Origin of the sequence: Acuticoccus sp. MNP-M23 (assembly GCF_031195445.1) — a bacterium.
In the GTDB taxonomy this organism is placed as follows: domain Bacteria; phylum Pseudomonadota; class Alphaproteobacteria; order Rhizobiales; family Amorphaceae; genus Acuticoccus.
On the sequence record NZ_CP133480.1, the window covers coordinates 3683343 to 3708277 of the forward strand.

The 24935-nt window shown below is 64.7% G+C and carries 21 protein-coding genes and 1 tRNA gene; 14 read left to right on the forward strand and 8 right to left on the reverse strand.

Annotated elements, in window-relative coordinates; genetic code table 11:
• The first annotated feature begins 87 nt into the window (after window positions 1-87).
• On the forward strand, window positions 88-1701 hold the full coding sequence (locus RDV64_RS17040; protein ID WP_309196160.1) for a peptide chain release factor 3: 1614 nt from the start codon (window positions 88-90) through the stop codon (window positions 1699-1701).
• A gap of 37 nt (window positions 1702-1738) precedes the next feature.
• Here the strand turns inward: RDV64_RS17040 and RDV64_RS17045 are convergent, their stop codons facing one another.
• Window positions 1739-2215, reverse strand: a complete 477-nt coding sequence (locus RDV64_RS17045; RefSeq protein ID WP_309196161.1) for an Lrp/AsnC family transcriptional regulator — start codon at window positions 2213-2215, stop codon at window positions 1739-1741.
• A 122-nt stretch (window positions 2216-2337) separates the two neighbouring features.
• On the opposite strand from RDV64_RS17045, the gene RDV64_RS17050 reads away from it, so the two are divergent.
• On the forward strand, window positions 2338-5826 hold the full coding sequence (locus RDV64_RS17050) for an indolepyruvate ferredoxin oxidoreductase family protein (RefSeq protein WP_309196162.1): 3489 nt from the start codon (window positions 2338-2340) through the stop codon (window positions 5824-5826).
• A 4-nt stretch (window positions 5827-5830) separates the two neighbouring features.
• Here RDV64_RS17050 and RDV64_RS17055 read toward each other — a convergent pair whose 3' ends face one another.
• Window positions 5831-6796 (reverse strand): P1 family peptidase, encoded by a 966-nt coding sequence (locus RDV64_RS17055; RefSeq protein ID WP_309196163.1) that lies wholly within the window; start codon window positions 6794-6796, stop codon window positions 5831-5833.
• Between the two features lie 5 nt (window positions 6797-6801).
• Complete coding sequence (locus RDV64_RS17060; protein WP_309196164.1) at window positions 6802-7935, reverse strand: hypothetical protein; 1134 nt, start codon at window positions 7933-7935, stop codon at window positions 6802-6804.
• A gap of 152 nt (window positions 7936-8087) precedes the next feature.
• On the opposite strand from RDV64_RS17060, the gene glmU reads away from it, so the two are divergent.
• The 6 genes from glmU (at window position 8088) to RDV64_RS17090 (ending at window position 14173) form a co-directional block, all read left to right on the forward strand.
• A complete protein-coding gene (gene glmU, locus RDV64_RS17065) occupies window positions 8088-9398 on the forward strand; it encodes a bifunctional UDP-N-acetylglucosamine diphosphorylase/glucosamine-1-phosphate N-acetyltransferase GlmU (protein ID WP_309196165.1) in 1311 nt (436 codons plus the stop codon).
• A 20-nt stretch (window positions 9399-9418) separates the two neighbouring features.
• Window positions 9419-9886, forward strand: a complete 468-nt coding sequence (locus tag RDV64_RS17070) for a hypothetical protein (protein WP_309196166.1) — start codon at window positions 9419-9421, stop codon at window positions 9884-9886.
• Window positions 9887-10013: 127 nt separating this feature from the next.
• A complete protein-coding gene (gene glmS, locus RDV64_RS17075) occupies window positions 10014-11840 on the forward strand; it encodes a glutamine--fructose-6-phosphate transaminase (isomerizing) (protein ID WP_309196167.1) in 1827 nt (608 codons plus the stop codon).
• A gap of 98 nt (window positions 11841-11938) precedes the next feature.
• On the forward strand, window positions 11939-12709 hold the full coding sequence (locus RDV64_RS17080; RefSeq protein ID WP_309196168.1) for a DUF502 domain-containing protein: 771 nt from the start codon (window positions 11939-11941) through the stop codon (window positions 12707-12709).
• 80 nt (window positions 12710-12789) lie between these two features.
• The gene (locus tag RDV64_RS17085) at window positions 12790-13725 is read left to right on the forward strand and encodes a glycine--tRNA ligase subunit alpha (RefSeq protein WP_309196169.1); all 936 of its coding nucleotides are present in this window, start codon (window positions 12790-12792) and stop codon (window positions 13723-13725) included.
• A 100-nt stretch (window positions 13726-13825) separates the two neighbouring features.
• Window positions 13826-14173, forward strand: coding sequence for a septum formation initiator family protein (locus tag RDV64_RS17090; RefSeq protein ID WP_309196170.1), 348 nt, complete (start codon window positions 13826-13828; stop codon window positions 14171-14173).
• 47 nt (window positions 14174-14220) lie between these two features.
• On the opposite strand, the gene RDV64_RS17095 is transcribed toward RDV64_RS17090, so the two are convergent.
• Window positions 14221-14451: a hypothetical protein gene (locus tag RDV64_RS17095; protein ID WP_309196171.1), complete on the reverse strand. Its 231-nt coding sequence runs from the start codon at window positions 14449-14451 to the stop codon at window positions 14221-14223.
• A 283-nt stretch (window positions 14452-14734) separates the two neighbouring features.
• Between RDV64_RS17095 and pdhA the strand changes: the two genes are divergently transcribed.
• Both pdhA and RDV64_RS17105 read left to right on the forward strand, forming a co-directional pair.
• Entirely contained in the window at window positions 14735-15760 is a 1026-nt protein-coding gene (gene pdhA / locus RDV64_RS17100) for a pyruvate dehydrogenase (acetyl-transferring) E1 component subunit alpha (RefSeq protein ID WP_309199538.1), read from the forward strand.
• 66 nt (window positions 15761-15826) lie between these two features.
• Window positions 15827-17293, forward strand: coding sequence for a pyruvate dehydrogenase complex E1 component subunit beta (locus tag RDV64_RS17105; protein WP_309196172.1), 1467 nt, complete (start codon window positions 15827-15829; stop codon window positions 17291-17293).
• Window positions 17294-17738: 445 nt separating this feature from the next.
• Here RDV64_RS17105 and RDV64_RS17110 read toward each other — a convergent pair whose 3' ends face one another.
• Window positions 17739-18446: a protein phosphatase CheZ gene (locus RDV64_RS17110; RefSeq protein ID WP_309196173.1), complete on the reverse strand. Its 708-nt coding sequence runs from the start codon at window positions 18444-18446 to the stop codon at window positions 17739-17741.
• A gap of 213 nt (window positions 18447-18659) precedes the next feature.
• Here RDV64_RS17110 and RDV64_RS17115 point away from each other — a divergent pair, with 213 nt between their 5' ends.
• From RDV64_RS17115 to RDV64_RS17130, 4 genes are all read left to right on the forward strand, one after another.
• Window positions 18660-19046, forward strand: coding sequence for a response regulator (locus tag RDV64_RS17115; RefSeq protein ID WP_309196174.1), 387 nt, complete (start codon window positions 18660-18662; stop codon window positions 19044-19046).
• 204 nt (window positions 19047-19250) lie between these two features.
• Complete coding sequence (locus tag RDV64_RS17120; RefSeq protein ID WP_309196175.1) at window positions 19251-20069, forward strand: response regulator transcription factor; 819 nt, start codon at window positions 19251-19253, stop codon at window positions 20067-20069.
• A gap of 232 nt (window positions 20070-20301) precedes the next feature.
• Entirely contained in the window at window positions 20302-21138 is an 837-nt protein-coding gene (locus RDV64_RS17125; RefSeq protein ID WP_309196176.1) for a sugar phosphate isomerase/epimerase family protein, read from the forward strand.
• Window positions 21135-22547, forward strand: coding sequence for an enolase C-terminal domain-like protein (locus tag RDV64_RS17130; protein ID WP_309196177.1), 1413 nt, complete (start codon window positions 21135-21137; stop codon window positions 22545-22547). Before RDV64_RS17125 ends, RDV64_RS17130 begins: the two co-directional genes overlap by 4 nt.
• 25 nt (window positions 22548-22572) lie before the next feature.
• Here RDV64_RS17130 and RDV64_RS17135 read toward each other — a convergent pair whose 3' ends face one another.
• The 3 genes from RDV64_RS17135 to RDV64_RS17145 all read right to left on the reverse strand — a co-directional run bounded on the left by RDV64_RS17135 (window position 22573) and on the right by RDV64_RS17145 (window position 24929).
• A complete protein-coding gene (locus RDV64_RS17135; protein ID WP_309196178.1) occupies window positions 22573-23940 on the reverse strand; it encodes a TolC family outer membrane protein in 1368 nt (455 codons plus the stop codon).
• A 190-nt stretch (window positions 23941-24130) separates the two neighbouring features.
• A complete protein-coding gene (locus RDV64_RS17140) occupies window positions 24131-24805 on the reverse strand; it encodes a protein-L-isoaspartate O-methyltransferase (RefSeq protein WP_309196179.1) in 675 nt (224 codons plus the stop codon).
• Between the two features lie 50 nt (window positions 24806-24855).
• Window positions 24856-24929 (reverse strand) — tRNA-Cys (locus tag RDV64_RS17145).
• Window positions 24930-24935 lie beyond the last annotated feature (6 nt).

Sequence of the window (24935 nt, forward strand, 5' to 3'; positions counted from 1 at the left end):
GCAGCGGTTGCCCCAACGCCGCCCGAGGCACGAGAAGGCTGCGCAAAGCCCCTTCCGCGCGGACAGCGGGACCGCTACATCAGTTCCATGAACACGCTCCACTCCGCGTTTCCCGCCGAAGCGCAATTGAAACCCGAAATTGCGCGGCGGCGCACGTTCGCGATCATCTCACACCCCGATGCGGGCAAGACGACGCTGACCGAAAAGCTCCTGCTGTTCGGCGGCGCGATCCATCTTGCCGGCGAGGTCGCGGCCCGCGGCGAGCGCCGCCGCACCCGGTCGGACTGGATGGACATTGAGAAGAAGCGCGGCATTTCGGTGTCGTCGTCGGTGATGATGTTCGAGCGCGACGGCATCGTCTACAACCTGCTCGACACGCCCGGCCACGAAGACTTCTCGGAAGACACCTACCGGACGCTGACCGCTGTCGATTCGGCCGTCATGGTGGTGGACGCCGCCAAGGGCATCGAAGCGCAGACGCTCAAGCTGTTCGAGGTCTGCCGGCTGCGCGACATTCCGATCATCACCTTCATCAACAAGGTTGACCGGGAAGGGCGCGACCCGTTCGAGCTGATGGACGAGATTGCCGACAAGCTGGCGCTGGAGCTTGCGCCGGTGACGTGGCCGGTCGGCATGGGTGGCCAGTTCCACGGCGTCTACAATCTCACCACCAACGATTTTCACCGCGTGAAAGAGGGCGGCGGCACCGGCTACGGCAGCACGGTGAAGATGTCCGGCGTCAATGATCCGAAGCTTGACGAGATGGTCGAGGCGTCCGTGCTGGAAGAATTCCGCATCCAAGCCGAACTTGCCCAGACCGCGATGCCCGCCGTGGACGCCGCCGACTACCGCGAGGGGCACCTGTCGCCCGTGGTGTTCGGCTCGGCGCTGCGCGATTTCTGCGTCGCCGACCTTCTGGACGGCCTTCACGCCTGGGCACCGCCGCCGCGGCCGCAACCGGCCGGCGACAAGAAGATCGACCCCAACACCAACGAAGTGAGCGCGCTGATCTTCAAGGTCCAGGCCAACATGGACCCCAACCACCGCGACCGGATCGCGTTCGCGCGCATCTGTTCGGGCCGGTTCCAACGCGGGATGAAGCTCAACCAGGCGGGTTCCGGCAAGACGCTCGCCGTCACCGCGCCGATCTTCTTCCTCGCCGAAGAGCGGGAGCTTGCCGAAGAAGCGTGGGCCGGCGACATCATCGGCATCCCCAACCACGGCGCCCTGCGGGTCGGCGACACGTTGTCGGAAAAGGGTGACATCCGCTTTACCGGCCTGCCGCGCTTTGCGCCGGAAATCCTGCGCCGCGTACGCCTCGGCGATCCGATGAAGACCAAGCAGCTCCGCCGCGCGCTGCAAGACCTGTCGGAAGAGGGCCTGGCCCAGGTGTTCCGGACCCACATGGGCGGCGACCACATTGTCGGCGTGGTCGGCGCACTCCAGCTCGACGTGATGGCCTCCCGCGTTGCCGCCGAATACAAGGTCGCGATCGATTTCGAGGCAGCGCCCTACGCCACCGCGCGCTGGCTGCTGGGCGACGAGCGGGCGGTGAAGAATTTCGTCGACGTCAACAAGTCCACCGTGGCGGACGACGTGGATGGCGACCCGGTCTACCTCGCCCGCAACGGGTGGGAGCTGAACTACACGCGAGAAAAATACCCCGACGTGAAGTTCGTCGAGACGAAAGAGATGCGCTAGCCGCCCCGGCAGCTGCGGCGCGGGCCGGGGGCCTGCGTCACTTTTCGTGCAGCGGCAGCGCGGTGGTGTCCTTCACCGTGGCCACCACAATGCGGGACTGGACGTCGCTCACAAGGTCGCTGGCCAGAAGCTTGTGGCGCAGGAATTCGTCATATTCCTTGATATCGGTGGAAATCACCTTGATCAGATAATCCACCGCGCCGGTAATCCGCTCGCACATCACCACCTCGGGGCAGCGCGAAACGAACGCATCGAATCGCTCCATGTTCTGCGTGGACGGCATCGACAACTTCACCAGCGCATAGGCCTTGAAGCCGAGCCCCAGCGCTTCGCTGTCCAGAATCGCCACAACCGACCGGATGATGCCTGAATCGCGCAGGCGCTTGATCCGCCGCCAGCAGGGCGTCTGACTGAGGCCGACCTCGGCGCCGATTTCGGCGACTGAGCGCGAAGCATCGACCTGCATCGCGCGGAGAATCCGAACGTCGATGGCGTCGACAGAAGATTTTTCCATCAGATGGCCTGACCGCAAAAGAATATGCCCGCGTGATGCGGGATATTGGGCCAAATAAAATAGAAAATGCGACGCATTGGGAACATCTTTAGCATCAGTGGGGACAGAGTGGGGAGGCTACGGTGACGCGGCCCATTACACTTGATGACAGATACGAGAACGATCGGGAAAAGGTTTATCTAACTGGTATTCAAACTATCATTCGAATTGCGATTGACCGTCGCCGCCTCGATATCGCAGCGGGTTTGAAGACAGGCGCCTTTGTTTCGGGCTATCGCGGCTCACCCCTGGGCGGGGTCGATCAGGAGTTCGTGCGCAACGCCAGCCGGCTCGATCCGCTGGGGATCCGCTTTCAACCGGGGGTGAACGAAGAGCTGGGGGCCACAGCCGTCTGGGGCACGCAGAAGGTGGGACTTCACGGCAAGGGCAGCGACTATGATGGCGTCTTCGGCCTCTGGTATGGCAAGGCGCCCGGCGTGGACCGTGCGGGCGATGTCCTGAAGCAGGCCAATGCCTCGGGCACGGCCCGCCACGGCGGTGTTCTCGCGCTTTGCGGTGACGATCTCCTCGCCAAATCCTCCGTCATTGCCGCCCAATCCGAATTTGCGCTGCAACACTTCGAGATTCCGTTCTTCAACCCTGCCGACCTCCAGGATTTTCTGGACTATGGGCTGCACGGGCTCGCTTTGTCCCGCTTTGCCGGCAACTGGACCGGTCTCATCTGCGTGGCGGACACCATGGACGCGTCGGGCCTCGTCAACGTGGACTTGCAGCGCCTGTCGCTGACCCTGCCGGAGGGCGCCGATCCGCGCCGCGAAAACGATCTCAACCGTCCGCTTCTTCTCGCCACGAGGCTGGAAACCGAGCATCTCCTGCGCGAAATTCGCCTGCCTGCGGTTGGCGCCTACGTGCGTGCCAACGGGCTGGACCGCGTTGTCTTCGGCACCGAGCGCGCGCGCATCGGCTTCGTTGCCACCGGCAAGGCTTACCGGGACCTGCGCCAGGCGTTCGACCTTCTGGGCATCGACGAGGTGCGCGCCCGCGCCCTTGGCATTGCCGTCTACAAGGTGGCCATGCCCTGGCCGCTGGAAACGCAGAACCTGCGCGCCTTCGCCCGTGGCAAGGAGCGCCTTCTGGTGGTCGAGCACAAGCGCGCCTTCATGGAGCCGCAGATCCGGGACGCGCTCTACAGCCTGCCGGACGGTCAGCGGCCGGCGGTCTACGGCAAGCGCACGCCGGCGGGCGAGCCTTGCCTGTCCGACGTGCTGGAGTTGAAGCCGCAGGACCTCGTTCATGCGATCCTGCGTGTGGTGCCGGGCCTTGAGGACGATCCGGCCATGGCCGCCGTGTCCCGCAACCTGATGGAGCGGGCCGCATGGGCCGCCGGCCATGCCGAGGGCGGCCAGCGCACCGCGTATTTTTGCGCCGGCTGTCCCCATTCTGCGTCAACCAGGACGCCCGAGGGGGCCCGCGCACTTCCCGGAATCGGCTGCCATGCGATGACGGAGATCAACGGCAACACCACCGACGGGCAGATTGCGATGGGCGGCGAGGGGGCCACCTGGGTCGGGCAGGCGCCGTTCAGCCGGGACACCCACGTTTTCGTTAACATGGGGGACGGCACCTACTACCACTCCGGTATTCTGGCGATCCGGCAGGCGGTGGCCGCAGACGTTTCCATCACCTACCGCATTCTCTTCAACGATGCGGTGGCGATGACCGGCGGGCAGGCGCACGACGGGCCGCTCGACGTGGGCGACATCGTGCGCCAGGTCGCGGCCGAGGGCGTCCCGCGGATCGCCGTCCTCTCCGAGGAGCCGGACCGGTTCGGCCATGGGGACATTCCGCGCGGCGTGCCGGTGCACCACCGCGATGCGCTGAAGGCGGTGCAGGCGGAATTTGCGACCGAGAGCGGCGTCTCGGTGATCGTGTTCGACCAGACGTGTGCTGCCGAAAAGCGCCGCCGCCGCAAGAAGGGCGAGGCGCCGGACCCGCCGCGCCGCGTCTTCATCAACGAGCGGATCTGCGAGGATTGCGGCGACTGTTCGGTGCAGTCCAACTGCATCGCGGTGGAGCCGCTGGACACGCAATTCGGCACCAAGCGGACCATCAACCAGTCCAGCTGCAACAAGGACACCTCCTGCGTGAAGGGCTTCTGCCCGTCCTTCGCGCTCATCGAGGGGGCTGACCCGAGGCGCGCGGCCGGCGCCAGGGTGGACATCGACGCGCTTGCCGCAGCGTTGCCGGCGCCGCAGGTGCCGACGCTCACCGCAATGTACAATGTTCTCATCACCGGAATTGGCGGCTTCGGCGTCACCACGGTGGGCGCCGTCCTCGCCATGGCAGGGCATATTGACGGCATTACCGCCTCCACGCTCGACATGACCGGCCTTGCCCAGAAAAACGGCCCGGTGACGAGCCACGTCCGATTTGCGCCCGCCGGCATGGACATCGAGGGGCCGCGCGTCCCCATCGGCACCCTCGACACGCTGATTGCGTCCGACATGCTGGTGGCCTGCAATGCCGATTCGCTGTCGATGACGGCGCCCGGCCGCACGCTCACGGTGGTCAACACCAAGGTGCAGCCCACCGCCGAATTCGTGATGAAACGCGTTCTCTCCTTCGATGAGACGCGCATGACCCGCACCTTGCGCGAAGCATCGCGCCACACCGAAGCGGTGGATGCAGCCCATTTGGCAGCGCAGCTGTTCGGCGATCAGATCTTCATGAACATGCTCCTGGTGGGGGCCGCCTTCCAGCATGGCGGGCTGCCGCTGTCCGAGGACGCGATCCTTCAGGCAATCCGGCTCAACGGTGCGGCCGTGACAACCAACATCGCCGCCTTCCGGGCCGGGCGCATTCTGGCGGCCGATCCGCAGGCAATTCTCCAGGCGGCGGGAGAGCGCCCCGGTGTGGCGCCGATGGATCTGGACGCCCGCATCGCTTTTCTGGCCGATGAGCTGGTGGCCTACCAGAATGCCGCCTACGCCGACCGTTTCAGGAAAGCGCTGGCACCGCTGATCGCAGCCGACAAGGCGGCGGGGCAGGGTGAACGGCGCCTCACACGCACCGCCGCGGATGCGCTCTACAAGGCCATGGCCTACAAGGACGAGTATGAGGTTGCCCGGCTTTATGGCGACCCGGCCTACTGGGCGCGCCTCAAGGCGGAGTTCGAAACGCCGTCGCGCATCCGGATTCTGCTTGCCCCGCCGGGGCTCTTTGGGGTGGACGCGGCGACGGGCCGGCCCGCCAAGCGCACCTTCGGGCCATGGATCTTCCCCGTGCTGCGCGTGCTGGCGCGGTTGAAGGGGCTTCGCGGCACGCCGTTCGACCCCTTCGGCAAAAGCGCCGAGCGCCGGGCCGAACGGGCGCTGATCGATCTTGTCTGCGGCGATGTCGCGCTTGTGGCCCGCAGCGTCGGCACGGCGCCTTACGGGCTCCTGTGCGAGCTTGTGAAGGTGGCGGCCGCCATCAAGGGCTTCGGGCCGGTGAAGGATGAAAACCGTGCCGCTGCCATGAAACGGCGCGATGCGTTGCTGGCTCAGCTGGACCGCGCAAGGCACCCGGCGCCGGACGGCGCCGAGCAGGCGGCGCTGATCGCGGCTGAATGAAATTTCAGCCGTAGCGCTCGCGCCAGGTGGGGAAACGGTCGCCGGGCACGGCGCTGGCTTCATAGACGCCGCGGGCCATGGCGCGGGCCAGCGCCCGCGTTGCCGCGGCGTGCAGTGCAATGAAATCTGCGGGGGAGGCGGGCGCTGGCGCGCGGCCCGTGCTCGCGGCAAACACAGTATCGCCGTCCAGCAGCGTGTGCGCCGGATAAGCGGCAAGGGCGATGCCGTCGTGGGCAACGCCTGCCAGCCGGTGTGCCTCTGCCACGCTCAGCGCGGCATCGGTGGCGACAATTGCAATCACCGTGTTTTCGCGGGCACTGGCGGTGTGTTTGGTAACGACGCTGGCAAAGTCCGCCTCCGCCGGGGCATGCAGGCCGCCAAATTCGCCCTGCTGCTCAAAGGGCGCTGCCCGGAACCATGGCCCGTTTGCCGCCGTCACCGAGCCGACGGCATTGACCGCCACAATGGCGCCCACGGTCGCGCCGCCCACGGTTTCGCTCGCCGAGCCGAGGCCGCCCTTGAGGCCCGCCGTGTTGGCATTGGTTCCGGCCCCGAGCGTGCCAACACCCCGGTCCGACCCTTCAAGGGCAGCGCGCACCGCAGCGCCGCCCAGCGCTGCGTAGTCCGCAAGGCCTTCCGACAGGTCGAAGATGATGGCGGCGGGCACGATGGGAATGCGAAACGTACGCACCTGAAACCCGCGGCCTGCCTCGGCGAGGGCGCGCTGTGCCCCGTCAGCCGCGGCAAGCCCGAAGGCCGAGCCGCCGGACAGGACGATGGCGTCCACGCCCGGATTGAGGTTGCCGGGCTGGAGAAGGTCGGTCTCGCGGGTGCCGGGGGCGCCGCCGCGGACCGCAACGGAGGCGGTGGCGGGCTGGTCGAACACGACCGCCGTCGTGCCGGTGCGCCGGACCTCGTCGGCAGCGTTCCCGACCGAGAGGCCGGGAACGGCGGCAATGTGGTTCGCCATGGTGTCTAGTCGGCCGAAACCGTGAGGGAGAGGAGGCCGGGGATCATCTCCGGATTGAGCATCGCCGCGCTGATCACCTGAAGAGCGGAAACCTCCTGCGCTGGCGCGGACGTCACCGTCAGCGTGCCAGGTTCGGTGAGAAAGCGGCTGAGAGCCCCGGTCACCTCGGTGGTAAAGCCCTGGTCGCCGAGGGCGGCGACGGGCGCTTCAAGCGCTGCGGTCACCTGCGCGATGAGGGTTGCCCGGTCGGCGCCGGAGGTTTCGCCCACGGCGTTCAGCAGCCGGTCGGTGAGCCCGTTGTCGGTGAAGGAGATCGTCAGCCCGTCGACGGTGATGCTGCCCATCTGCTCCAGAAGCCGCGCGAAGTCGCCGGTGGCGCTCTCCATCGCATTGAACGCCTGTTCGGTGAGGCCGTTGGCCGATCCCTCCAGCGTCAGCGTGCCCATGTCCGCCACACTGATGGCGGAGGGCTCGATCACCATGCGGCCGGTTTCGGCAGACCATGCGCCGGCGGCCTTGATGTAGAGGGTCAGCGCCTCGTAGCCGAGGCCCCGGATCTGGCTTTCGGTGGGCTCGCCGAACAGCGAAAGGTCGAATTTGAGGCCGTCCATCACCAGCGTGACAGCCGCAAGGCCGGGCTTGTCGCGGCCGGTGCGGGCAACGTCGACCCGCTCGATGGTCAGCGTTTCGTCTTTCGCCGAGGTGGCCGTGATGTCCCGCACGGACAAGGTGCCGTAGTCGCCCAGAAGGTCGGTCACGGCAGCGTCGTCCCGTTCGGGCGCCAATGTCACGTCGCCAAGGGCGACGGAACCGACGCTTCCCGTCTGCTTGCCGTCAGCATTGAAAATGGCAAGGCCGTTGTAGGTGATGGCGCTGGCGGCCAGCGCATTGTCGGCATTCACCGTGCCGCCTTCGATGGTCACCCGGTCGATCTTTAGTGCCTTGGTTTCACTGCCGCCGGAGACGTTGTCCAGAACGGTGGCCGTGCCCTGCCGCTCGACCGTGCCAGCGGCCGCGTTGTCGAACGCCAATCCGTCGAGCGTGCGCAGGAATGCGTCGGCAACAACGTTGCCGGTGGGCTCGAACGCGGCTGCCGGCAAGGCCAGCAGCGTGAAGGCGGCAACAATCAGGGAACGCATGGGAAGGTGTCCTTGCTCAGTTTCGAGGCGGCGCGCCGGGAATTGCGGAGGGCTTCTCCGCGTCCCGCAGCTTGCAGCCCGGCACACAATAGTGAAGAGACGGAGCCTTGGACAGGCTGCGCGATCAGAGGCTGAAATTGACCGGACAAGCATTGGCAATCGTACTGGCGGCGGGCAAGGGCACACGGATGCGGTCTGCCTTGCCCAAGGTGATGCACAAGGTCGCCGGCCTCCCCATGGTCGGCCACGTTCTTGCCGCGGTGCGCAAGGCCGGCATCGCGGACACCGCGCTCGTCGTCTCCCCCGGCAGTGACTGGGCGGCAACCCTCCAAGGCGCGCCGGCCACCTTTGTCCAGACCGAGCAGCGCGGCACGGCCCACGCGGTGCTCGCCGCCCGTGCCGCGGTCACGCCTTCACACACCGGCGTCGTTGTCCTGTTTGCCGACAATCCGTTGGTCCGTCCCGAAACGATAGCGCTCATGCTGGACCGCGTGGAGGGTGGGGCCGACGTCGCCGTGCTCGCCTTCCGCGCCGAAGATCCCACCGGCTACGGCCGCATCCTGATGGATGACGGCCGCATTAGCGCAATCCGCGAGGAAAAGGACGCCAGCGCCGAAGAGAAGGCCGTGACGCTCTGCAACTCCGGCATCATGGCAATCCGCGTCGGCCCTGCGCTGGATGCACTCGGCGACATCGGGTCCGACAATGCCAAGGGCGAGTTTTACCTCACCGATCTCATCGCACTCGGCCGTGAGCGCGATTTCGTGATGGTGGTGGAGGAAGCCCCGTTCGACGAGGTGCTCGGCGTCAACGACCGGACGCAGCTTGCCGCGGCCGAAGCCGTTTTCCAGGACCGGGCGCGCGCAGCTTCAATGGCGGCCAACACGCTGGATGCCCCGCACACAGTGTTCTTCAGCCACGACACGGTGCTGGACGAGGACGTGCATGTGGAGCCGAACGTGGTGTTCGGCCCCGGCGTTTCGGTGGGGGCAGGCGCCACGATCCGGGCGTTCAGCCATCTGGAGGGCGCCGTCGTGTCGCCGGGGGCAACCGTCGGCCCGTTCGCGCGGCTGCGGCCGGGCGCCATGATCGGTCCTGACGCGCACATCGGCAATTTCGTCGAGATCAAGAATGCGGCCATCGCCACCGGCGCCAAGGTCAACCACCTTGCCTATATCGGCGATGCGTCGGTGGGGGGCGGGGCCAATATCGGCGCCGGTACCATCACGTGCAATTATGATGGCGTGAACAAACATCGCACCGAAATCGGCGCTCATGCGTTCATAGGGTCAAACAGTGCGTTGGTGGCGCCCGTTTCGATTGGTGAGGGGGCCTATGTGGGCTCCGGCAGTGTCGTCACCGAAGACGTGCCGCCGGGTTCGCTCGCCATCGCAAGAGGCCGTCAGGTCAACAAGGCGGACCGGGCGCCGGTGCAAAAGCGGACGCCGGACCGCAAGCCGTAGAGCGGCAAGAAGGAGGGGCCATGATCCGACAGTTCATCGAAGACAACCTGCGCAAGCTTCTGGGTGCCAAGGCGCACGACCCGGACCCGGACCAGATGACCGAAACCGAAAGGCGCGAGGCCGCCAACGCCTCTCACCGCTCCGGCGCGGTTGAGCGCAGCGAAACCGTCAGCGACAACGCCTACGCGGTGCTGGACGCCGAGGCTGCCTCCGAAATTTCGCCGGACGAGATGGAATCGGAGTTTGTCGACGACAGCGACGATGCAAGGCAGATGGCGACCGCCGCCAACGAAAAGGACGGCAGCCACCTGTCTTCCGATGTGGTGGATGACAATCTGGCCGCGGAGGAGGACGCCCGCGAGGCCAGTCACCATTCGCCCGAGTACACAGAGCTTGTGGATGACAGCGAAGAGGCCGTTGAGAATGCCCGCCGCGCGAGCGAACCCGCACCGGGACGGACCGAGGACGACGGCGACCGCCGCGGCTGAAAAAGCGACGCTGGCAAACGGCAACGCGGTGTTCATACAGCCGCGGCAAATGTAACGCGGTGTGACGTGCGCCAGCGCGGCCAGAGCGTTAGATGCGCACACTGTTTCGGGTTGAGTGGAGGCGAGTATGTGCGGCATCGTTGGGATTATCGGACGAGGACCGGCCGCACCACTGCTGCTGGATGCGCTGAAGCGGCTTGAATATCGCGGCTACGATTCGGCCGGCATTGCCACGGTGGATGCCGACGGCACCCTTACGCGGGCACGGGCCGCCGGCAAGCTGCGCAACCTCGAAGGCGTGCTGAACGGCGCGATGCCGGGCGGCAGCACCGGCATCGGCCACACCCGCTGGGCCACCCACGGCGCACCGACCGAAGCTAACGCGCACCCCCATCTCGCCAGCCCGGTTGCGGTGGTCCACAACGGCATCATCGAGAATTTCCGCGCGCTCCGCACCGCGCTTGCGGCCAAGGGCGTCAGTTTCTCGTCTGAAACCGATACCGAGACCATCGCGCATCTGCTCGCCGCCAACCTCCAGACGGAGGCCGACCTGAAGGCCGCGCTGGTGGAGACTGTGGCAGCGCTCGAGGGCGCATACTCGCTGGCGTTCGCCTTCGAGGGGCAACCCGGAACGCTGGCTGCGGCCCGGCGCGGAAGCCCGCTTGCCATCGGCAACGGGCCGGACGGCATCATGATCGGCTCCGACGCCATCGCGCTGGCGCCCTTTTGCGACGACATCATCTACCTCGAAGACGGCGATATCGCGATTCTCTCGGCCGGCAAGGCGGACATCTTCGATTCGACCGGCGCTGCCGTTTCGCGGCCCGCCATGCCGGTTCCGATGGAAGTCTCCGTGGCGGAGAAGGGCAATTTCCGCCACTTCATGGCCAAGGAAATCCACGAGCAGCCGGAAGTCCTGACTCACACGATCAGCCACTACGTTGACGTGGCGGCGGGGACGCTGCGGCCCGATCGCATCGATCTCGATTTCTCGAAGATCAGCCGCATCTCCATTACCGCCTGCGGCACCGCCTACATTGCGGGGCTGGTGGCCCGGCACTGGTTCGAGGCTTTCGGCGGCATTGCGGTCGACCTCGATATGGCGTCCGAATACCGCTACCGCTCGCAGCTGATGCCGAAGGACGAGCTGGCGCTGGTGATCTCCCAGTCCGGCGAAACGGCGGACACGCTGGCAAGCCTTCGCAAGGCGAAGGCGGCGGGGCAAAGGGTGGCGGCGGTGGTCAACGTGCGCTCGTCGACCATGGCGCGGGAGGCTGACCTCGTGCTGCCGACGCTCGCCGGGATCGAGATTGGCGTTGCGTCCACCAAGGCTTTCGTCTGCCAGCTCGCAACGCTGGCCTGCGTTGCCATCAAGGCCGGCATGGATCGGGGAACGCTGAGCGAAAGTGCAGCGGCGGCGCTTGTCGGCGATCTCATCGAGGTGCCGCGGCTGGTGTCCGAGGCCATCCGCCTCGAGGCGGATCTGACGCGCACGGCACGGCTGATCGCGCCGGCCTCCACAGCCTTGTATATCGGCCGCGGCCCATCCTACGGCATTGCGCTGGAAGGCGCGCTCAAGCTGAAGGAGCTGAGCTACATCCACGCCGAAGGCTATGCTGCCGGCGAACTCAAGCACGGCCCCATCGCGTTGGTGGACGACACCGTGCCCGTGGTTGTGGTCGCCCCGCACGATGCGTTCTTTGCAAAAACCGTGTCCAACATGGAGGAGGTGGCGGCCCGCGGCGGACGCATTATCGTGATGACGGATGCAGCAGGTGCCGCCGAAATGGGCGAGGGTTCTGCCGAAACCATCGTGATGCCGACGGCGCCTGCCATGGCGGCGCCCATGGTCTCGGCCATCCCGATGCAGCTTCTCGCCTACCACGCTGCCGTCCTCAACGGCACGGACGTGGATCAGCCACGGAACCTCGCCAAGTCGGTGACCGTTGAATGAGCGCGCTGCAATCTCGCACGGACTTTGCTTAACTGAGATACGGCTGCGGGATGGGCAACCCGTCCCGGCCGAACTGCCTCGCGCGGGATCTGAGACCAATGGACGACGAGACGAACCCAAAGATCGGCCGCCGCCGCAGGCTCTTCAACCGGCTCCGCAATTATTTCCTGACCGGCATTGTGGTGGCGGCGCCGCTGACGATCACGGTGCTTCTGACCGCCTCGTTCATCAACTGGGTGGACAGCTGGGTGAAGCCGTGGATCCCGGCACGCTGGAACCCGGAAAGCTACGTGCCGTTTCCGCTGCCAGGCACCGGTGTTGTGGTGGCGCTTGTGGCACTCACCGCGCTCGGCTTCCTCACCGCCAACGTGCTCGGCCGTACCATCATCCGCCTTGGCGAAGCGCTCCTCAACCGGATGCCGCTCGTTCGCAACGTGTACGCCGCGCTGAAGCAGATCTTCGAGACGGCGCTGTCGGAGCGCAGCCGTACCTTCCGTCAGGCAGGGCTGGTGGAGTATCCGAGACAGGGGCTGTGGGCGGTGGTCTTCATCGCCACCGATGCCAAGGGCGAGGTCAGCCACCGGCTGGACGATGAGGTGGACGCCATCTCGGTCTTCCTGCCGACGACGCCCAACCCCACCTCCGGTTTCCTGCTGTTCGTCCCCCGCAAGGACGTGATCATGCTCGACATGACGGTGGAGGATGCAGCAAAGCTGGTCATTTCCGCCGGCCTGATCACGCCGGAGTGGCCGGTGGCGCGCGGGCGCGCGCCGGCTGCGCCGCGTGTGCGCGAGGACGGTTCTGTCGCGGTTCCGGTGCGCGGCGCGCCGGCACCGGGCGAACTGCCGCCCGTGCCGGTGAAGCGTTAGGGCAGTGTACAGCGCCCCAACGCTTCTCTAGGAAGACGGCGCCGGCACCGACACGCCGCCTGCCACCGCACGAGGACCCCATGCCCGCCTACGACGCCCACGATCCGCGTTCATCGTTCCAGGCGATGATTCTGGCCTTGCAGTCGTTCTGGGCGGGGCAGGGCTGTGCGATTCTCCAGCCCTACGACATGGAAGTGGGCGCGGGGACGTTCCACCCCGCCACCACGCTGCGTGCTTTGGGGCCGCGCCCCTGGCGCGCTGCCTATGTGCAGCCGTCCCGCCGCCCGTCCGACGGGCGCTACGGCGAGAACCCCAACCGCCTCCAGCATTATTACCAGTTTCAGGTGATCCTGAAGCCGAACCCGCCCGCGCTTCAGACGCTTTATCTGAAAAGCCTCGAAGCCATCGGCATCGACCTTGCGCTGCACGACGTGCGATTTGTAGAGGACGACTGGGAGAGCCCGACGCTCGGCGCCTGGGGTCTTGGCTGGGAGTGCTGGTGCGACGGCATGGAAGTCTCGCAATTCACCTACTTTCAGCAGGTGTGCGGGATCGACTGCCGCCCCGTGTCCGGCGAGCTCACCTACGGGCTGGAGCGGCTTGCCATGTATGTGCAGGGTGTCGAGAACGTCTACGATCTCACCTACGTTGCCGAAAGCGACGCCGGGCCGCGCGTGCCCTATGGCGAGATTTTCCTCCAGGCCGAGCAGGAATATTCGCGCCACAATTTCGAGCACGCCAACACCGAGATGCTGTTTCAGCACTTCAAGGATGCGGAGGCCGAGTGCGCCGCTCTGCTGGCGGCGGGCGACAACGGGCCCGAGGCGCGGCACCTTCAGGTGCTGCCGGCCTACGACCAGTGCATCAAGGCCTCGCACATCTTCAACCTGCTCGATGCGCGCGGCGTCATCTCCGTCACGGAACGGCAGGGCTATATTGGCCGCGTGCGCACGCTGTCCAAGGCATGCGGCGAGGCTTTCATGCGCACCGAGGCGGGCGGTTTCGTCCCCGCCTGAGTGCGGCAAGGGGGCAAGCGGGCAAAGCTTTTTGCAAAGCGAAACGTCCCGTTAACGACGTGGGTGTCTGGTGGGGCGTCTGCTTTTCGGGGACCGATCTATGCCCACCCGCCAACGCCGCCGCTCACGCGTTCGCTTCCTGCTTCTGCCGCTTCTCCTCACGCTGCTCGCCACTTATTTCGGCTGGCAGTCCACGCGCGGCGCGTTCAGCCATGAGGCGCGTGAAATCCTCAGCGATGAACGCGTGAACCGCGAGACGGAGCTGGCCAGCCTGATTGCGGAGCGGGAGCACCTTGAGGCCCGCGTCGTCCGGCTGCGGACCGATGCGCTCGATGCCGATCTTCTGGACGAACGCGCCCGCGCCAAGCTGAACCTTGCCTTCGAGAACGAGGTGGTGATCTTCCATAATCTGCGTGATTCGGGGCCGGTGCTGGCGGCGCACAACTAGCGGCCTGCGCCAAGGTGGCCGCCGCGCCTGCCGCGGCCACCAGTCAGTCAGAACAGGTCCGGCAGTTCGTCCGCGCCCTTGTAGGTCCACTCGACCATGGCCGCGTCCTTGTCGCCGGGGTTGTAAGTCCACTCGACCATGGCCGCGTCCTTGCCGCCGGGGTTGTAGGTCCACTCGACCATGGCTGCGTCCTTGCCACCGGGACTGTAAGTCCACTCGACGAAATCGATCGAGTTATCTTCGTTGATCGGCGCAAAGGATTTTGAGAAATTCTTCATTGTAGGTGCACTCCAACTGAAAATGCCGACGTTCGCCGGTACGGACGAAATTGTGACGACAAGCGGACTTTTGAAGTGATCCACCGCGGCATACCCGCAAACCGTGACCGGCATCACGCTGGCGACAGGGCCGTGTGCAACGCATCGCGCTGCCCGTCTGCGATCTCGCTGTGACCGCTGCGGCGGCATGTGCACACGATTGACGCGAGAGATGACCTTTTACCGAGCGGTCCGGTGAGCTAGTGTCCAGAATCTATAGAGACGACTGAGTGCGGGGAAAATGATGCAAGCCGAAGCCAAGGCCAACGCGGACGGGAAAGCCGCTGCGGCCGAGCCGTCTGCCAAAAAGAGTTTTTCGGCAGACGATTACCGCCGTGCGTATGAGGACATGCTCCTCATCCGGCGGTTTGAAGAGAAGGCCGGCCAGCTTTACGGCATGGGCCTGATCGGCGGGTTCTGCCACCTGTACATCGGCCAGGAAGCCGTTGTCGTCGGCGCGCAGATGGCGATGCAGGAGGGTGACCAGGTCATCACCGGCTACCGCGACCATGGTCACATGCTGGCCACCGGCATGGACCCCAAGGGTGTCATGGCCGAGCTGACGGGGCGGTCGTCCGGCTACTCCAAGGGCAAGGGCGGCTCGATGCACATGTTCTCCGTCGAGAAGAATTTCTTCGGCGGACACGGCATCGTCGGCGCGCAGGTCTCTCTCGGCACGGGCATCGGCTTTGCCAACCGCTACCGCGAGAATGGCGCCGTGGCGCTGACCTATTTCGGGGACGGGGCCTCCAACCAGGGCCAGGTCTACGAGAGCTTCAACATGGCCAAGCTCTGGTCGATCCCGGTCGTCTACATGATCGAGAACAACAAGTACGGCATGGGCACCTCGGTCGAGCGCGCCTCCGCCAACACCGACCTGTCGCAGCGCGGCGCCAGCTTCGGCATTCCGGGCGCGCAGGTGGACGGCATGTCCGTCGAGGTCGTGCGCGAGGAAGTGGGCAAGGCGCTTGAGCATGCCCGCACTGGCAAGGGCCCCTACATTCTGGAGCTGCTCACCTACCGCTACCGCGGTCACTCCATGTCCGACCCGGCAAAGTACCGCACCCGCGACGAGGTGAACGAGTTCCGTCAGAAGCGCGACCCCATCGAGCATGTGCGCGAAATCCTCCTCTCCAAGCACAAGGTGGCGGAGGACGAGATCAAGGCTATCGACAAGCGTGTGCGCGAGGAAGTGAACACCGCTGCCGAATTCGCACAGAGCGAGCCCGAGCCCGATCCGTCGGAGCTCTGGACGGATATCGTACGGTGATGGTCCGCAAAGGCCACGCCGCCATCCTCGACGACGCGCTCTGCGGACACTGAAGAAGACAACAATATGCCCACCGAAATTCTGATGCCCGCGCTCTCTCCGACCATGGAGGAGGGCAAACTCGCAAAATGGCTTAAAGCCGTGGGCGACGACGTGGCAGCCGGCGACATCATCGCCGAAATCGAGACCGACAAGGCGACCATGGAGGTCGAGGCGGTCGACGAAGGCAAGCTCGGCAAGATCCTCATCGAGGAAGGCACCGAGGGCGTCCCTGTCAACACTCCCATCGCGGTGCTGCTCGCCGAAGGCGAGAGCGAAAGCGACATCGGCGAAAGCAGTGGCCCCGCCAAGGGTGCCGCGACCGATGCTGAGGACACCGGCGCCAAGGCCGATGCGCCCGGCGGAGTCTCCGGCACCAGCCTCGTGAAGGACGGGCCCGGACCGCAGGGCAGCCTGTCGGCCGATGCGCCGCGTCCGCCGGCCGCGCCTGCCGGCATCAGGCTGCCGGACGACCAGCCCGATGAGCCCGACTTCCCCGAAGGCACCGAGATGACGCAGATCACGGTGCGCGAGGCGCTCCGCGACGCGATGCTGGAAGAAATGCACCGCGACGAGGACGTCTTCCTGATGGGCGAAGAAGTCGCCGAGTACCAGGGCGCCTACAAGGTCAGCCAGGGTCTGCTGGACGAGTTCGGCGCGCGCCGCGTGGTCGACACGCCCATCACCGAGCACGGCTTTACCGGCCTTGGCGTCGGCGCGGCCTTCGCGGGCCTCAAGCCCATCGTCGAGTTCATGACCTTCAACTTCGCCATGCAGGCGATCGACCAGATCATCAACTCGGCTGCCAAGACGCACTACATGTCCGGCGGCTTCATCAAGTGCCAGATCGTGTTCCGTGGCCCCAACGGTGCCGCTGCCCGCGTTGCCGCCCAGCACAGCCAGGATTATGCGTCCTGGTACGCCCACGTCCCCGGCCACCGCGTGATCATGCCGTATTCGGCAACCGACGCGAAGGGCCTGCTCAAGGCCGCGATCCGCGATCCCAACCCGGTGATCTTCCTCGAAAACGAGATCCTCTACGGCCAGACCTTCGACGTGCCGAAGGTGGACGATCTGGTTCTGCCCATCGGCAAGGCCAAGGTGGAGCGCAAGGGCCGCGACGTGACCATCGTCTCGTTCGGCATCGGCATGACCTACGCCATGAAGGCTGCCGCCGAACTGGCGGCGATGGGCATCGACGCCGAGGTCATCAACATGCGCTCGCTGCGGCCGCTCGACATGGAAACGGTGATCAAGTCGGTCCGCAAGACCAACCGCTGCGTTGTGGTGGAAGAGGCGTTCCCGGTCTGCTCGATCTCGTCGGAAATCGGCTTCCAGCTGATGCACCACGCGTTCGACTTCCTGGACGCGCCGGTCATGCGTGTCACCGGCAAGGATGTGCCGATGCCGTACGCCGCCAACCTCGAGAAGCTCGCCCTGCCCAACGTTGGCGAAGTGATCGACGCGGTGAAAGCCGTCACGTACACGGCCTGATCCGGCTGTTGCGTCTGCTGCGCGGCCGGCACTGTTTCCGCGGTGCCGGTCTTCGCAATCTTACCGCCTCTTGCTCACCTCGTTCGCCTCACAGGTGAGCCGCGCGTCGTCCCGGAAGTCCCGGCGGCACGCCGGATGTCCGTGGCGCTCCTGCCCGCTTCGGCGCGCTGGTATTGCGCCCTGCATGCTGCCGTTCGCAAAACCACGAGTGGACCGCAGCCACGCTGGCTGAAACGCACCGCCATCTTTTTCATGACGACCGATAAACGGTTTCAGCCGCGCTTGCTCTGCGCGGTAACTCGCAATTTGATCGGTTTTTCTGAGAGATGAACCACGGCGCAAGGCGCTGTTTTCTCGGATAGGGTGATCACCGTCCGAGAGCTTCAGCCCCTTTGCTTTGCTAAGTCGAAGCTGGTTGCGTGGCCTTTTGCGCAGGCCACGTCTTTCAGGGGAACATGGCGTCCACGTCGTCCTGGTTGACCACGCCGGGGTCATCCTTGAAAGAAGGCCCGTTGAGCAGCCCTTCCGGATCGTGCGCCTTGGGTTCGGGCGCAGCGACGGCAGTGGGCGTGCCTTTCTCGCGGGCGAGTTTGATGGTCTCCCAGACGTCCACCATCGACGCGATGCGCTCCTCGATGAAGCCCATGGATTCGACGACCTTGCTGATGCGCTGGCCGCTAATATCCTGAAAGTTGCACGCCTCGAAGATCTGGATCACCGCTTCGCTGATCTTCTCACCGTCCGCCTTTATGGCGGCGTCGGAATTGGAGGCGAGGCGCTGCGCTGCATCGTCGATCGCTTCGGCTGCGGCAAGGATCGTGTCCGTAGCCTCTTCCGTTCCGGTGACAACCGCACGCAACTCATCGGTTGTGCGGCTGGTCGCCTCGTTGGATGCGACACCCTTGGCCTGCAGAGCAGAGATTTCGGATTTCGTGACCTCCAGGCGAGTCTGAATATCCTCGACGCCGCTCCAGACCGCGATGGCACTTTCGATTGATTGGCTGACCACATTGGTCTTGGCCTCGGCATTCTGCGCGCGCAGCGCATTGAGCTCCGCCAAAATGCCGTCGACGTGGGACGACATCGGCGGAGGCGGCGGCTTGCTGCCATGGCTCCTGGGTCCTTCGAAGAGTTCCGCGCGAAACCGTCTCATCGCAATCTCCATCTCAGCCGACAGACGCGTGCGTCCGATTGAACCGGCGACACAATCCAACAATACACGCGAGATGACGCCTTACAACCTATAAGTTGCGAATTGCAGCGAGAGCGATAGTGGCGACACAGTTTCGCGCAAGTTGGACCGACTAAAGATTGGCTACGCGAGATTTGTCGTCTTTCGAGGCGGTGGAAACAACGGAGATGAGTAATGTCCCTCGATCTGAATATGTCGGTTCTGGTAATCGACGACTACAAGACGATGGTTCGTATTATCAAAAATCTGCTGAAGCAAATCGGCTTTACTGATGTTGATGATGCATCTGACGGATCCGAAGCGTTGGTCAAGCTGGGCCAGAAGGATTATGGGCTGATCATTTCCGACTGGAACATGGAGCCGATGACCGGTTACGAGCTGCTCCAGAAGGTGCGCGCCGACGATGCGCTCAAGCACATCCCCTTCATCATGGTGACGGCGGAAGCGAAGTCCGAAAACGTGGTGGCCGCCAAGGAAGCCGGCGTGAACAACTACATTGTGAAACCGTTCAACGCGCAGACGTTGAAAGGGAAAATCGAGTCTGTCTTCCAGCCTGCCTGATTGGAAGGCCTCGTCGAACCGGGTCGGGACGCAGCCGCGAATCAGTGTGAGTGAAATGCACTAATAAAGTGTAAATATGGTTGTGTTCACTTTCCACTGGTCTATAGTGGCGATGTCCCGAGCCGGTCGGGGCAGACAAGTCCGTCATTCCCTCAAGGTTAAACCACTAAAGCTGGGCGCGTGCGCTCGGCGGAAAGTAGGCCGATGTACATCGTCATCGACTCCCGCGACGTCGTCGCGACAGGTTACAAGGCTGGTTTTGAGCGCGAGGGTCTCGCGTGCACGACCTTTGCAGGCCGCGATTTCGCAGACTGGCTGACAACCCTGTCCGACGAGGATGTCAGCGCAATCCAGGCCGTTATCCTCGGCGAGACCGAGGAGCGAATGACCATCCCGATGCTTATCCGCGCGCGGGGGAAAACCCCGCTGATCGCACTGAAAGAAGAACGTGGCCTCGATGAAACGTTGACGCTCTTCAATACCGGCGTTGACGACGTTGTGAAGAAGCCAGCGCCCGTCAAGGAACTGATCGCGCGCTCCAATGCCATCTGGCGCCGGTCGACCGAAAGCCGCCAGGAGGCCAATTTTGGCCGTCTCGTCGTCTATTTCGACCTGCGGGACCCCACGATTGATGGCGAGCCCATCGAGTTGCCCCGCCGGGAACGCCAGATCCTCGAATATCTTGCACGCAACCGGCGGCGGCGGATCACCAAGTCCCAGCTGTTCAACGCCATCTATGGTCTCTTCAACGAAAGCGTCGACGAAACCGTCATCGAGGGCCACATCTCGAAATTGCGGAAGAAGCTGCGCCAGCAGTTGGGGTATGACGTGATCGATGCCAAGCGCTTTGCCGGTTATTCGTTCATCGGTGACCGCGCGCCTTGCGAAATCCTGCCGGATCAGAGCCCGCGAGCCAAACGTCCCAGTCTGTCCATCGTCACCACGGACGACGGGGACGTCATCCCGTCGCTTCCCACCGCCCGGCATCTTCAGTCGCACAACAACTTCGACCGTCGCCCCTGAAATGACCAGGTCTGCGAGCGCCCGGCCGGGCTCTTCTCGTCCGGCCCCGGCGCCGCGGGCGCAACATTCGCGAAACTCTGCGTGAACGCGCTGCAGGTCCAGCAGGCGATCAAACGTCCGACACGCTCCCGCCTGTGAGTTCGGATGCGTCAAGATACAGATCAGCCCGGACCAGACATTGCATCGAGGCCTGAGAACGACGTAACCTCCCGGTTACAAGAACAACATCGGGATGGAACGTCGCTTGAAGATTGCACTGTGCAATGAGGTTCTCCGCGAACTGCCGTTTGACCGCCAATGCGCGTTCGCGGCCGCGGTGGGGTTTGACGGGCTTGAACTTGCCCCTTTTACCCTGGCCGAGAACCCCGAACACCTGACCGATTCCGATGCAGCCAGGCTCCGGAGCACGCTGGCGGCGAACGGGCTGAGCTGCTGCGCCCTGCACTGGCTGCTGGCTGCGCCCTCAGGCCTGTCGATCACCACAAGCGATGAGGCGGTTCTGCATCGAACCCATGAACTGATGCGCCGGCTTGTGGATTTTGCCGCCGCTGTCGGCGCTGGCGTTCTGGTTCACGGATCACCGGCACAGCGGGTCATCGCCGGGAAAGAGGATGAGGCGAGCCGGCAAAGGGCGCGCGACGCGTTCGCCATCGCAGGCGAAGCTGCAGCGGCTGCCGGCGTCGTTTATTGCATCGAGCCGTTGTCGACGGATGAGACAGCCTACATCAACACCGTTGCAGAGGCTGTTTCGGTCGTCAGCGAGGTCGCAAGCCCCGGCCTCAAAACCATGATCGATACCGCCGCCACTGCGCGCGATGGTGGCGATTGTGCCCGGATCATCCGCGAGTTCATGCCCATGGGAGTCCTCCAGCACGTCCACGTCAACGATCCGAACAGGCGGGGGCCGGGAGAGGGCGCGCTCCGATTTGCGCCGATCTTCGATAGCCTGCGGGAAACAAACTACAACGGCTGGGTGTCGGCCGAGCCGTTTGTGTATGAGCCGGACGGAATGGCGGCTGCGGCCCGCGCCGCAGGTGTCCTCACAACGCTGCGGGATGATCGACCATGACTGACATTCAACTTATTGATGTTTCCTTTGGCGAGCGGCCGGTGCGATTGCGGTTGCCGTTCCGCTTCGGCGTCATCACGCTGCGGGAAGCGCGCCAGGTTTTTGTGAAGGCGCATGTCCGCTGCGCCGACGGTCGCGAGGGGGAGGGGATCTCCGCCGAACTCCTGATCCCCAAATGGTTCGACAAGTCTGCCGATCGCACCAACGAAGACAATGTCAACCAGCTGCGCCAGGCGCTGCGCAACGCCAGCGCTGCCTACATGAACGAGGCGCCGGCCCGCGCCTTTGCCCTCCATGCCGCGAAGGCTGCTGACATCGAGGCCGCCGCGGCGACGCACGACCTGCCGCCGCTCGTGGCATCCTACGGGCCTGCACTGCTGGACCGGGCGCTGATCGACGCGCTCTGCCGGATCGAGGGCGTCAGCGTCTTCGATGCGGTGCGCCAGAACCGGCTCGGGATTTCCGCGGCAACTGCGCCGGACCTCGAAGGCTTCCGGTTCGACGATTTTCTCAAAACCCTTGTGCCGGCGCGGACAATTTCACTGCGCCACACGGTGGGGATGGTTGACCCGCTGGTTGCGGCCGATCAGAGCGATGCAGACCGGCTGAACGACGGCCTCCCCGAAACGCTGGAGGAGGTGATTGCCCAGACGGGCGTCACGCACTTCAAGCTGAAGGTTGGCGGCGACGTGGACGCCGACGTGGCGCGGCTGAAGGCCATCGCCGCGGTGATCGATCGATGTCCGCATTATGCCGTGTCGCTGGATGGCAACGAGCAGTTCAAGGATGCCGCCGGTGTTGTCGCGCTCTGGGACAGGATCGCGGCCGAGCCGGACCTTGCGCGCCTGCGGGACAATATTCTTTTCATCGAGCAGCCCATTGCGCGGGCCAGCGCACTTTCCACCGACATTGCGGCGCTGGCCGCCATCAAGCCCGTGGAAATTGACGAGTCGGACGGATTTGTAGGAGCGTTCCCGGCGGCCAAGGCCCTTGGCTACCAGGGGATCTCGTCAAAATCCTGCAAGGGTTTTTATCGCGCCATCATCAACCGCGCGCGCTGCGATATGTGGAACGAGATGGCGGGCGAGAAGCGCTATTTCATGTCCGCAGAGGATCTCACCACGCAGGCCGGCATCGCCCTGCAGCAGGATCTGGCGCTCGCGTCGCTCATCGGCTGCACCCATGTGGAGCGCAACGGCCACCATTATGTCAGCGGCATGGCCGGGGTGCCGGATGCGGAAGCCGATGCGTTTGTGGACGCTCACGGCGACCTTTACCGGAAAGACGGCGATGCCGTTCGGCTGCGTGTGGAGAACGGGCAGCTGGCGCTGGGGTCGCTCCACACGCCAGGGCTTGGCAGCGCGGTCATACCGGACTTCGGCGCGATGACGCCGATGCCGGAGGCGTGATCGCCGTCCGGCGCCGGTGGCGCGACTAGCGGCCGTCCGGTGTGCGGAAGCCGAACCACTTGTCGCGCACCTGGTCGGTGTGCTCGGCCGGGCGGTAGTAGCTCACCCGCAGCCCGAGACGCTCGGCGCTGAGCGATCCGATGGAGGACATGAGCGTGAACGCCGCCACAAAGCTGTCGCGCTCGGACAGGACCAGCGTCAATTGGGCGGAAATGAGATCGCGCTGTGCATCCAGCACGTCGAGCGTGGTGCGCTGGCCGACCTTCTGCTCCTCGATCACGCCCTGAAGGGCAAGGTTTGCCGCGAACACACCGGTGCGTGAATTCTGGATCGAGCGCAGGGCGCCGGTGTAGTTGGCCCAGGACGATACGGTGAACTGGCGAACGTCGTCGCGGGTGAGATCCACCTGGATGCGCTGGGTGCCCAGATTCTCCTTCGCCTGCCGCACCTCGGCAGACACGCGGCCGCCCTGATAGATCGGCACGGTCAGGTCGAGGCTCAGCGTCGCGTCGTCCGACTGGCTCACGCGGTTGGTGGAATTGAACGTGGTCCCGGCGCTGCCGTTCAACGTCAGCGAGGGCAGGAATTGCCCTTCCAGCGCCGACACGTTGTAGAGCTGCTGATCGACGGCAAAAAGCGCTGCCAGAATGGCCGGATGCCTGTTCTGGCCAAGGGTGACGGCGGCGTTCAGTGTCGGCGGCAGCAGTCTTGCTTCGTTGATGTTGTCGACCAGATTGCCCGCAGTAAGGCCGGTGAGCTGGCGGTAGGTGGCCTCAGTCGTGCTGAGGTTGGCAATGGCTTCGTCCAGCAGAGATTGAGCCTCGGCGCGACGGGCTTCGGCCTGGCTGACATCGGTCCGGGTGCCTTCGCCAACCTCGAAACGATCGCGGGCAGCGGTGGTCTGCCGGGACAGGAACGCCACGTCGCTCTGGCGCAGACGCACCACTTCGCGGTTTAGTAGAACGTCGTAAAAGGCAGTTGCACTGTCCAGAAGCACGTTCTGTTCGGTGTTTTCCAGCGACTTGCGCTCGGCCTTAACAGCCGCTTCCGCTGCACGGATGGAGTTGCGGACCTGGAAGCCGGCGAACAGAGGCTGAGCGATGCGCACCTGCACTGCCGTCGGCCCGCTACGGGAACCGGAGTTGATGGAGCCGATCGTGCGTGTGGTCCGCAGGCTCTGGCTGAGATTCGCGGTCACCGTGGGCCGGTTGCGGGACCGGGCGATCGCAATGTTCTCGTCAATCGAGCGGAGCGAGGAGCGTGCGACGTTCAGAGTTGGGTTGGTGGAGTAGGCTGCGCTCAGCGTTTCACGCAGCGTCTGCGCGTTGACAGGGCCGGCAAGGAGCAACCCGGCCGCGGCAGCGCACACCAGCGCACCTTTTCTGACTGTCATTGCCACACCTCAAAACCCGATGGAACCATCCGTCCTACTAGGCGTTTCGCGCCAGGATTTGGAAGGTCCTTATCGAGAATTCGGGGTGTGTCGGGAGCGCGAGATCGCCGATGCGGTATTTGCGCAACGGCCGCGTGCGTGACGCTGCCACGTTGTCGCAGCCCAGAGAAAAGCGCGGACCAAAATCCTGTCAGAAGACGAATTCGGGCGCCGGCGCGAAGCCGGGCAGAGGACCTGCAGCGGCATTGAAAGCGTAGCGCATGGACACGCCGGATGCGGCCTTCGTGTAGAGCTTGGCGCGGCCGGAAAGGCCTTCCCCCTCGATGGCGATCAGCCGTCCGCCGTCCTTCAGCTGGCCGAGCAGGGTGGTGGGCTCGGTCATGATCGCGCCATCGCAGAAAATCACGTCAAACGGTGCCTCGGTCGCATATCCCTCGGTCAGCGGGCCGACGACGACGGCAACGTTGGTGACCTCTTCGTATTCGAGCGTTGTGCTGGCTGCCTCGGCAAGATCGGAATCCGATTCCAGCGCGATGACGGAGCCTGCAAGGCATCCGATCAACGCGGCCGTGTAACCGCGACCTGCGCCCACCAGAAGCACCACATCGTCCTCGGTGATCTGCGCCTGCTGGAGAAGGCGGCCGAGAACGGCCGGCCGTGTCATAGTGCGGGTCGGGCGGCCAATCTCGTCTCGCGCAATGGTGATCGCATCGTCCGAATAGGCGATCATCCGCTGGTCGGCCGGCACATAGTCTTCGCGCTTCACGTCCAGCACGGCATCCTGCACGCGGTGGTCCGTCACATCGAATGTACGAAGCTGGTTGTTGACCATGCGTGTGCGCAGCACTGCTGACTCGTCGCCCATGCCGATCTCCCGCACGATTGCGCCGCGGGAAGACCCCCTACGGCAAGGGTTGGAGGCGACGGCCGGAATCGAACCGGCGTACACGGATTTGCAATCCGCTGCGTAACCACTCCGCCACGTCGCCAACTGG

What these genes read in the sequence shown, in the direction of transcription:
- RDV64_RS17040 (WP_309196160.1), top strand. Translation starts at nt 88, where the DNA reads ATGAACACGCTCCACTCCGCGTTTCCCGCCGAAGCGCAATTGAAACCC.
- RDV64_RS17045 (WP_309196161.1), bottom strand. Translation starts at nt 2,215, where the DNA reads ATGGAAAAATCTTCTGTCGACGCCATCGACGTTCGGATTCTCCGCGCG.
- RDV64_RS17055 (WP_309196163.1), bottom strand. Translation starts at nt 6,796, where the DNA reads ATGGCGAACCACATTGCCGCCGTTCCCGGCCTCTCGGTCGGGAACGCT.
- RDV64_RS17060 (WP_309196164.1), bottom strand. Translation starts at nt 7,935, where the DNA reads ATGCGTTCCCTGATTGTTGCCGCCTTCACGCTGCTGGCCTTGCCGGCA.
- RDV64_RS17070 (WP_309196166.1), top strand. Translation starts at nt 9,419, where the DNA reads ATGATCCGACAGTTCATCGAAGACAACCTGCGCAAGCTTCTGGGTGCC.
- glmS (WP_309196167.1), top strand. Translation starts at nt 10,014, where the DNA reads ATGTGCGGCATCGTTGGGATTATCGGACGAGGACCGGCCGCACCACTG.
- RDV64_RS17080 (WP_309196168.1), top strand. Translation starts at nt 11,939, where the DNA reads ATGGACGACGAGACGAACCCAAAGATCGGCCGCCGCCGCAGGCTCTTC.
- RDV64_RS17085 (WP_309196169.1), top strand. Translation starts at nt 12,790, where the DNA reads ATGCCCGCCTACGACGCCCACGATCCGCGTTCATCGTTCCAGGCGATG.
- RDV64_RS17090 (WP_309196170.1), top strand. Translation starts at nt 13,826, where the DNA reads ATGCCCACCCGCCAACGCCGCCGCTCACGCGTTCGCTTCCTGCTTCTG.
- RDV64_RS17095 (WP_309196171.1), bottom strand. Translation starts at nt 14,451, where the DNA reads ATGAAGAATTTCTCAAAATCCTTTGCGCCGATCAACGAAGATAACTCG.
- pdhA (WP_309199538.1), top strand. Translation starts at nt 14,735, where the DNA reads ATGCAAGCCGAAGCCAAGGCCAACGCGGACGGGAAAGCCGCTGCGGCC.
- RDV64_RS17105 (WP_309196172.1), top strand. Translation starts at nt 15,827, where the DNA reads ATGCCCACCGAAATTCTGATGCCCGCGCTCTCTCCGACCATGGAGGAG.
- RDV64_RS17110 (WP_309196173.1), bottom strand. Translation starts at nt 18,446, where the DNA reads ATGAGACGGTTTCGCGCGGAACTCTTCGAAGGACCCAGGAGCCATGGC.
- RDV64_RS17115 (WP_309196174.1), top strand. Translation starts at nt 18,660, where the DNA reads ATGTCCCTCGATCTGAATATGTCGGTTCTGGTAATCGACGACTACAAG.
- RDV64_RS17120 (WP_309196175.1), top strand. Translation starts at nt 19,251, where the DNA reads ATGTACATCGTCATCGACTCCCGCGACGTCGTCGCGACAGGTTACAAG.
- RDV64_RS17125 (WP_309196176.1), top strand. Translation starts at nt 20,302, where the DNA reads ATGGAACGTCGCTTGAAGATTGCACTGTGCAATGAGGTTCTCCGCGAA.
- RDV64_RS17130 (WP_309196177.1), top strand. Translation starts at nt 21,135, where the DNA reads ATGACTGACATTCAACTTATTGATGTTTCCTTTGGCGAGCGGCCGGTG.
- RDV64_RS17135 (WP_309196178.1), bottom strand. Translation starts at nt 23,940, where the DNA reads ATGACAGTCAGAAAAGGTGCGCTGGTGTGCGCTGCCGCGGCCGGGTTG.
- RDV64_RS17140 (WP_309196179.1), bottom strand. Translation starts at nt 24,805, where the DNA reads ATGGGCGACGAGTCAGCAGTGCTGCGCACACGCATGGTCAACAACCAG.